Source organism: Pseudomonas sp. PICF6, assembly GCF_009831705.1.
In the GTDB taxonomy this organism is placed as follows: domain Bacteria; phylum Pseudomonadota; class Gammaproteobacteria; order Pseudomonadales; family Pseudomonadaceae; genus Aquipseudomonas; species Aquipseudomonas rhizophila.
Map to the genome: position 1 here is coordinate 272,304 of NZ_WUUD01000032.1, position 7,070 is coordinate 279,373.

The following is a 7,070-nucleotide window of genomic DNA, read 5'->3' on the forward strand; positions in this document are numbered from 1 at the left end:
GCAGTTGCTGCAGGCGATCAAGAATGTCCAGCACCACCATCCGCGGCGGCCGCTCGTCGGTTTCCACCACCAGATCAGCAATCTCCCGGTACAGCGGATCACGCAGCTCCAGCAGGTCGCGCAAGGTCTTGGCCGGGTCGGCGGTGCGCAACAGCGGACGGTTACGATCCCGGGCGGTGCGACCCACCTGCTGCTCGACGGAGGCGTGCAGATAGACCACTCGTCCGCCGGCATGCAATGCCCGACGATTGGCCTCGCGCATCACCGCGCCGCCACCGGTGGCCAGCACCACACCGTCGAACGCGCACAGTTCGGCGATCATCGCCTGCTCACGGTCACGAAAGCCGGGCTCGCCTTCCTTATCGAAGATCCATGGGATATTGGCACCCGTGCGCAATTCAATTTCCTTGTCGGAATCTTTGAATGGCAGGCGCAGCTCTTTGGCCAGCAAACGGCCGATGGTGCTTTTTCCAGCGCCCATCGGCCCAACAAGAATCAAATTTCGCACAGAATCAACGACTCACAGCAATCGCCTGGTTATTCATGATACGCGGAGTGAGGAACACCAGCAGCTCGGATTTTTGCTCCGAAACCACATCACGCCGGAAAAGGCGGCCAAGATACGGCACATCGCCAAGAAATGGCACCTTATCTACGACCTTGCTCTGAGTATTTGAGAAAACCCCGCCAATCACAATGGTCTCGCCGTCATTGACCAGCACCTTGGCGTTGACTTCGTTTTTCTTGATTGGCGGCACATCATTCACCTTGTTCAGGTAATCCGGCTCATCCTTGGTGACCTTGACCTCCATGATGATGCGGTTGTCCGGGGTGATCTGCGGGGTCACCTCCAGAGACAGCGAGGCCTCCTTGAACGACACCGAGGTGGCACCACTGGAACTGGCTTCCTGATAGGGAATCTCCGTGCCCTTGAGGATTTTTGCCGTCTCTTTGTCGGACGTCACCACCTTGGGCTGAGAGACGATTTCCCCGTTGCCGGTTTTCTCCATGGCCGTCAATTCCAGGTCCAGCAGTACATTGTCGGTGATGAAGGCGATGCCGATGCCGGAGGTATTGCCCGACGCGCCCAGATCGACAAACGGCTGGTTGGTGCTGGTGCTGCCCGGCGTGCCGATGGTGGTGGAGTCGCCGGTGGTGACCCCTGAAGTGTTCCAGTTGCCTTTGTTCTGGATCGATCCACCCCAGCGCACGCCCAGGCTCTTGTCGTAGTCAACGTTGGCCTCGACAATCCGCGCCTCGATCATCACCTGGCGCACCGGGATATCCAGCTGCGCCACGATCCGGCGCAGTTCGTCGAGCCGGTCCTGGGTCTGGTAGGCAATGATGTTGTTGGTTCTCTCATCGACCGTGATCGTACCGCGCTCATCGGCCTTGGCTTCGGCACTGGTCACCGACTGGAACAGCTTGGCGATGTCCGCAGCCTTCGCATAGTTGACCTGCAACAGCTCACGCCGTAGCGGCGCCAGGTCGGCAATCTGCTTCTGGGATTCGAGTTCCTGGCGCTCACGGGCCGCGATTTCGTCGGCGGGGGCGACCAGCAGCACATTGCCGACCTTGCGCTTGTCCAGCCCTTTGGTCTTGAGCACCAGGTCCAGCGCCTGGTCCCAAGGCACATTTTGCAGGCGCAGGGTAATGCCGCCCTGCACCGTGTCACTGGCCACCAGGTTGAGGTTGGTGAAATCGGCAATCAGTTGCAGGACCGAGCGCACCTCGATGTCCTGAAAGTTGAGGGACAGCTTTTCACCGTTGTAGGCCTCGCGACTGGCATCGCGTTTTTGCAGATCCTCGACTGTCATGGGTCGGACACTGACGGTCAGTTTGTTGTCCGTCTGGTAGGTGGAGTAATCGAAAGTACCGCTGGGTTCGATGCTGATGGTGGCCCGGTCGGCGCCGGCACTGGCATTGACGAACTGCACCGGGGTGGCGAAGTCCTTGACGTCCAGGCGCACGCGCAGCGGTTCGGGTAACCGGGTCTTGGCGAAGTTGAGGATGATCTTGCCTTCACGCTCCTGGATGTCCGGGGCGATCGAGGGGTCCGACAGATCGATCACCACGTTGCCTTCGCCCTGGGTGCCGCGCTGGAAATCTACCCCTCGGATCGCCTTGCCCACCGGCGCACTGGCTCTGGTGGGCACAGCGCTGGGAGCCGCCGGGCGTGGCGCCTGGGCAGTAGCGCTGGCAACCGCTCCCTTGCCGACCACCACGAGCAGGCTGTTGCCCTCCACCCGCGCGGTATAGGGCGCAAGCTGGGTAAGGCCAATGATCAGACGGGTACGATCAGCCGCCTCGACCACCGTGGCGCTTCGCGCATTGCCAGCACCAAGATCATGTCTCTTGTGGGCCAACTGGCTGGTCACCCCCGGCAGATCCAGAGCGATCCGGGCCGGCTGCTCGGTCGTGTAGCCCCGAGGCGCAGGGGGCGGCCCGTCGAAGGTGAGTTTCAACTCGATGCGGTCCCCCGGCAGCGCCGCGACATCCAGCGTTTTCAGATTGACCGCATGAACCATCGGCGACAACAGCGCTATCCATAGCGAAATACCGAGGGCTGAAAAAAACCTGTTCATTGTTCGAGTTCCACTATTGAGTGCTCTTTCAGAGGAATGGTCCGTGGCCGTTCCAGCCAGGCGCCCTCGCCATCAGGAACGATTTCGACCACCTCGACCTGGGTGGCGCTAATGCCGACGATCCGCCCGTCGTTGCGTCCCAGATAGTCACCGACCTTGAGCCGGTGCACCCCGCCCGCGCCGCGCAGCAGCGCGAAGGAGCCGCTGACGTTGGAAATCGTCCCGACCATTTCAAACTGCTCGATGTTGAAGCCTTCCAGGTATTGCTTGACCCGAGTCGGGTCGGGCCGGACGTTGCGTGCACCCTTCTGGCGGCCGGCCTGATCCACCCTGACCTGCCGTGAAAACGGGCTGCGCAGGTCGGCGGCGCTGTAAGTGAAGGTTTCGTAAGGCCTGAACGTCGGCGTTGGCTCGATCTTGCCAGGCGGGCGCAGCCGCACTTCGTTCATGTAGGCGTCCAGGTCGCTGAAGCCGTTATCGTTGTTGCAGCCCGCCAGCACGACCAGCCCCGCCAGTAGGAAAATGCGCCAAGCCGGCTTCATGGCTGCACCTCCTGCTCGTTGTACCGGTAGGTCTTGGCCTGGATGCTCATGCGCAGTTTCGCTCCTGCGTCGGGCTCCATCGGGGCGATGTCGAAATCGTGCAGCGTGACGATCCGTGGCAGTCCGGCAACGCCGCTGACGAAGGTTGCCAGGTCATGATAGTCGCCGGTCACAGTAATCTGGATCGGCAGTTCGATGTAAAACGGCTGGGTGACCTCCGGTAACAGCTTGATCTCCTCGAACTCCAGGCCACTGCCCAGACCGGTGCGGGTGATGTCCTCCAGCAGGCCTGGCACTTCGGTGTCACTGGGCAATTGCCGCAACAGCACGCCGAAGGAGGCTTCCATCTGCTTCATCTGTTCGGTGTAGCGCTCCAGGTTCGCGGCCATGTGAGCTTTGCCCGCAAACTGTGCCTTGAGGGTGTTTTCTTCCCCGCGCACTTGCTGCAGCTGGTTCTCCAAGTCACTCAAGGCAAAGTTGTAGCCCAACCCCAGCACCAGGATGACCAGCAGGATGCCGCTCAACCATTTGACCGGCATCGGCCAGGAGCCAATGTTGTTGGTATCCAGCTCACTGATGTCGATCTTGCGCAGCGCTTCGAACCACTCTCCCGGCTTCATTGGGCGTCCTCGACAATGGCCGGACGGGTCTGGCGAACCGTCAGCTGGAAGACGTTGGCCTGATCGAGCTGACCGGCCGTGGTGGCCTTGACTTCCGTCAGGCTGGGCGCATCGAACAGGTCCGATGAGTCCAGGTTACGCATCAGGTCCGAGACCCGGTTGTTCGATTCCGCCGCGCCCTTGATGGAGAGGGTCTTGTCTTCCATCTTCACTTCGGTGAAATACACTCCGTCAGGCAGGGTGCGCGCCAGTTGATCGAAGATGCGCCCGCTCACCGGCCGGTTACCCTGCAAGTCCTGGATGATGCGCATGCGCTCCAGCAGTTGCTGGCGGCGGGCCTTGAGTTCGCTGATCTGCTTGATGCGCTCGTCCAGCACGGCTATCTGCTCGCTGATATGACTGTTGCGAGCCATCTGGTGGTCAATGGCACTGTCCAGGTAGCGGACCGCAATCAGCGTCAGGCCCACCGCACCGACCAATGCGCCCACCAATGCCAGCAAAAAGCGTTTGCGACGCTCCTCACGCAGCTCCTCTCGCCAGGGAAGAAGGTTGATCCGCGCCATCAGTCGAAGCTCCTGAGGGCCAGCCCGCAGGCAATCATCAAGGCCGGTGCGTCACTGGCCAGGGCACCGGCGTTGACCTTGCTGCCCAGGGCCATGTTGGAAAACGGGTTGGCCACCTGGGTCGGCGTGCCCAGGCGCTGTTCGATCAGCCGGTCCAGGCCTGCGACCGAGGCGGTGCCTCCAGCCAAGAGGATGTGGTCCACCGCACTGTACTGGCCCGAGGCGAAGAAAAACTGCAAGGACCTCGATACCTGTTGCACCAGGGCCTCGCGAAAAGGTTGCAGGACCTCACCGAGGTAATCGTCCGGCAGGCCACCCTGCTTCTTTGCCTGCCCGGCCTGCTCGGGTGACAGGCCGTAGCGGCGCTGGATTTCTTCGGTGAGCTGGCGACCGCCGAACAATTGTTCGCGGGTATAGATGATGCGCCCGTTATGCAGCACGCTCAGGGTGGTCATGGTGGCGCCTATGTCGATCACCGCCACCGTCAGCCGCTCCTGGGACGCGGCCAGTTGCGTGGCAAGCAGCCCGAAGGCGCGCTCCAGCGCGTAGGCCTCCACATCGACCACCTTGGCCGTGAGCCCGGCGAGCGCCAGCGCAGCCTCGCGAACTTCGACGTTTTCCTTGCGACAGGCGGCCAACAGCACCTCGACCCGCTCGGCGCTGCGCGGTGAAACGCCCAGGACTTCGAAGTCGATGGCCACCTCGTCCAGCGGATAAGGAATGTATTGATCGGCTTCGATCTTGAGCTGGTTTTCCATGTCGTCGTCGGAAAGTCCGGCGTCCATCTCGATGGTCTTGGTGATCACCGCCGACCCCGCTACAGCCACCGCCACGTTGCGCAAGGGTGTTCTGGCCTTGGCGAGCACCCGTGACAATGCCTGGCCCACGCCCTCGAGCTCGGCGATGTTCTTTTCGACCACGGCGTTGGCCGGCAACGGCTCGACCGCGTAAGACTCGACACGGTAGCGGTCACCCTGGCGGCTCAACTCGAGCAGCTTCACCGAGGTGGAACTGATGTCTATCCCCAAAAGCGTATGGGCTTTTTTATTGAAGAGTCGTAGCACTACCAATTCCCTATGACTATCCGTGAGTTACGGACTCTCTAATATGCGTTGCGTTCAATCACTCCGGCCCGACGGACGTCCGGGTGGCGTTACCGACGAAAAAAAATGCTTATAATGCCCAGCGTTTTTTTTCGCTTTGTTGCAAGCACGGGTCCTTCCCTGCACCTGGCGCCTTTTCATTCTTTGCCTGGATATCCAAAAGCCTTGATTCGTCTGCTGAAATTTTTCGGATGGTCCATCCTCGCCGTTTTCTGCGGACTGCTCCTGGGTCTGAGCGGTGCGTTTCTTTACCTTAGTCCGGGATTGCCGTCCGTGGAGGCGCTGAGAAGTATTCAGTTGCAGATTCCATTGCGGGTGTACAGCAGCGACGACAAGTTGATCGCAGAGTTTGGCGAAATGCGCCGCACGCCGATCCGTTTCGCCGACATTCCCCCCAATTTCATCAATGCGTTACTAAGTGCTGAAGACGACAACTTCGCCAATCACTACGGCGTCGATCCGGGCAGCCTGATGCGGGCGGCTAGCCAGCTGATCAAAAGCGGCCATATCCAGTCCGGTGGCAGCACCATCACCATGCAGGTGGCGAAAAACTTCTTCCTGACCAGTGAGCGCAGCTTCTCGCGCAAGACCACCGAGATCCTCCTGGCCCTGCAAATCGAGCGACAGCTGACCAAGGACGAGATCCTGGAGCTGTACGTCAACAAGATCTACCTGGGCAACCGCGCCTACGGTATCGAGGCGGCGGCGCAGGTGTATTACGGCAAGTCGATTCGTGATGTGAGCCTGGCGCAGATGGCGATGATCGCCGGCCTGCCCAAGGCACCGTCGCGCTTCAATCCACTGGCCAACCCGGCGCGCAGCAAGGAACGTCGCGACTGGATCCTGGGGCGCATGTACAAGCTGGGCAAGATCAGCGAGGCCGAATACACCGCAGCGATCAATGAGCCTCTGAACGCCAGCTACCACGTGCCGACCCCCGAGGTGAACGCGCCGTACATCGCCGAAATGGCCCGTGCCGAGATGGTTGGGCGTTATGGCAGCGACGCCTACACCGAGGGTTTCCGCGTGGTCACCACGGTGCCGAGCAATCTGCAGGAGATGGCCAACACCGCGCTGCACGAGGGCCTGATCACCTACGATCAGCGCCACGGCTACCGCGGGCCTGAATCGCGCCTGCCAGGCAAGACCAAAGAAGCCTGGGCCGAGGAATTGACCAAGCAGCGCACCATCAGCAGCCTGGAACCGGCGATCGTCACCCAGGTGGACAAGGACGGCATCATGGTGCTGACCCGCAATGGCGAGCTGGAAGAGCACGTGAGCTGGGAGACCATGAAATGGGCCCGCCCATTCCTCAACACCAACAGCATGGGCGCCAACCCCCGACAACCGTCGGACGTCGCCCAGGTCGGTGATCTGATCCGGGTACAGCGCCAGCCGGACAACACCCTCAAGTTCAGCCAGATCCCGGCCGCCCAAGGCGCCCTGGTGTCGCTTGACCCGCAGGACGGCGCCATCCGGTCGCTGGTCGGTGGCTTCGCCTTCGAGCAGAGCAATTACAATCGCGCGATGCAGGCCAAGCGCCAGCCGGGTTCAAGCTTCAAACCGTTCGTGTACAGCGCCGCCCTGGATAACGGCTACACCGCCGCCAGCCTGGTGAACGACGCACCGATCGTGTTTGTCGACGAATACCTGGACA

Annotated in this window: 7 protein-coding genes; 1 reads left to right on the forward strand and 6 read right to left on the reverse strand. The window is 61.1% G+C overall.

All coding sequences use genetic code 11. The features are described 5' to 3' along the window. The 6 genes from aroK to GSM73_RS21800 all read right to left on the reverse strand — a co-directional run. Positions 1-508: shikimate kinase AroK (gene aroK, locus GSM73_RS21775; protein ID WP_160893898.1), on the reverse strand; the 508-nt coding region annotated here is incomplete at its 3' end. 4 nt (positions 509-512) lie between these two features. Beyond that, a complete protein-coding gene (pilQ, locus tag GSM73_RS21780; RefSeq protein ID WP_160893796.1) occupies positions 513-2,585 on the reverse strand; it encodes a type IV pilus secretin PilQ in 2,073 nt (690 codons plus the stop codon). Beyond that, entirely contained in the window at positions 2,582-3,127 is a 546-nt protein-coding gene (locus GSM73_RS21785) for a pilus assembly protein PilP (protein WP_160893798.1), read from the reverse strand. Before GSM73_RS21785 ends, pilQ begins: the two co-directional genes overlap by 4 nt. After that, positions 3,124-3,747 (reverse strand): type 4a pilus biogenesis protein PilO, encoded by a 624-nt coding sequence (gene pilO, locus GSM73_RS21790; RefSeq protein WP_047225966.1) that lies wholly within the window; start codon positions 3,745-3,747, stop codon positions 3,124-3,126. Before pilO ends, GSM73_RS21785 begins: the two co-directional genes overlap by 4 nt. Continuing rightward, positions 3,744-4,310 carry a PilN domain-containing protein gene (locus tag GSM73_RS21795; RefSeq protein ID WP_047225967.1) on the reverse strand — a complete coding sequence of 189 codons (567 nt, stop codon included), beginning with the start codon at positions 4,308-4,310 and terminating at the stop codon, positions 3,744-3,746. The genes pilO and GSM73_RS21795 overlap by 4 nt, the downstream gene beginning before the upstream one ends. Beyond that, on the reverse strand, positions 4,310-5,374 hold the full coding sequence (locus tag GSM73_RS21800; protein ID WP_047225968.1) for a pilus assembly protein PilM: 1,065 nt from the start codon (positions 5,372-5,374) through the stop codon (positions 4,310-4,312). The genes GSM73_RS21795 and GSM73_RS21800 overlap by 1 nt, the downstream gene beginning before the upstream one ends. 207 nt (positions 5,375-5,581) lie before the next feature. Between GSM73_RS21800 and GSM73_RS27735 the strand changes: the two genes are divergently transcribed. Next, positions 5,582-7,070: penicillin-binding protein 1A (locus GSM73_RS27735; RefSeq protein WP_372241403.1), on the forward strand; the 1,489-nt coding region annotated here is incomplete at its 3' end.

Excerpts from the sequence above, each read along its gene's own strand:
- pilQ (WP_160893796.1), bottom strand. The coding sequence starts at position 2,585 with ATGAACAGGTTTTTTTCAGCCCTCGGTATTTCGCTATGGATAGCGCTG.
- pilO (WP_047225966.1), bottom strand. The coding sequence starts at position 3,747 with ATGAAGCCGGGAGAGTGGTTCGAAGCGCTGCGCAAGATCGACATCAGT.
- GSM73_RS21795 (WP_047225967.1), bottom strand. The coding sequence starts at position 4,310 with ATGGCGCGGATCAACCTTCTTCCCTGGCGAGAGGAGCTGCGTGAGGAG.
- GSM73_RS21785 (WP_160893798.1), bottom strand. The coding sequence starts at position 3,127 with ATGAAGCCGGCTTGGCGCATTTTCCTACTGGCGGGGCTGGTCGTGCTG.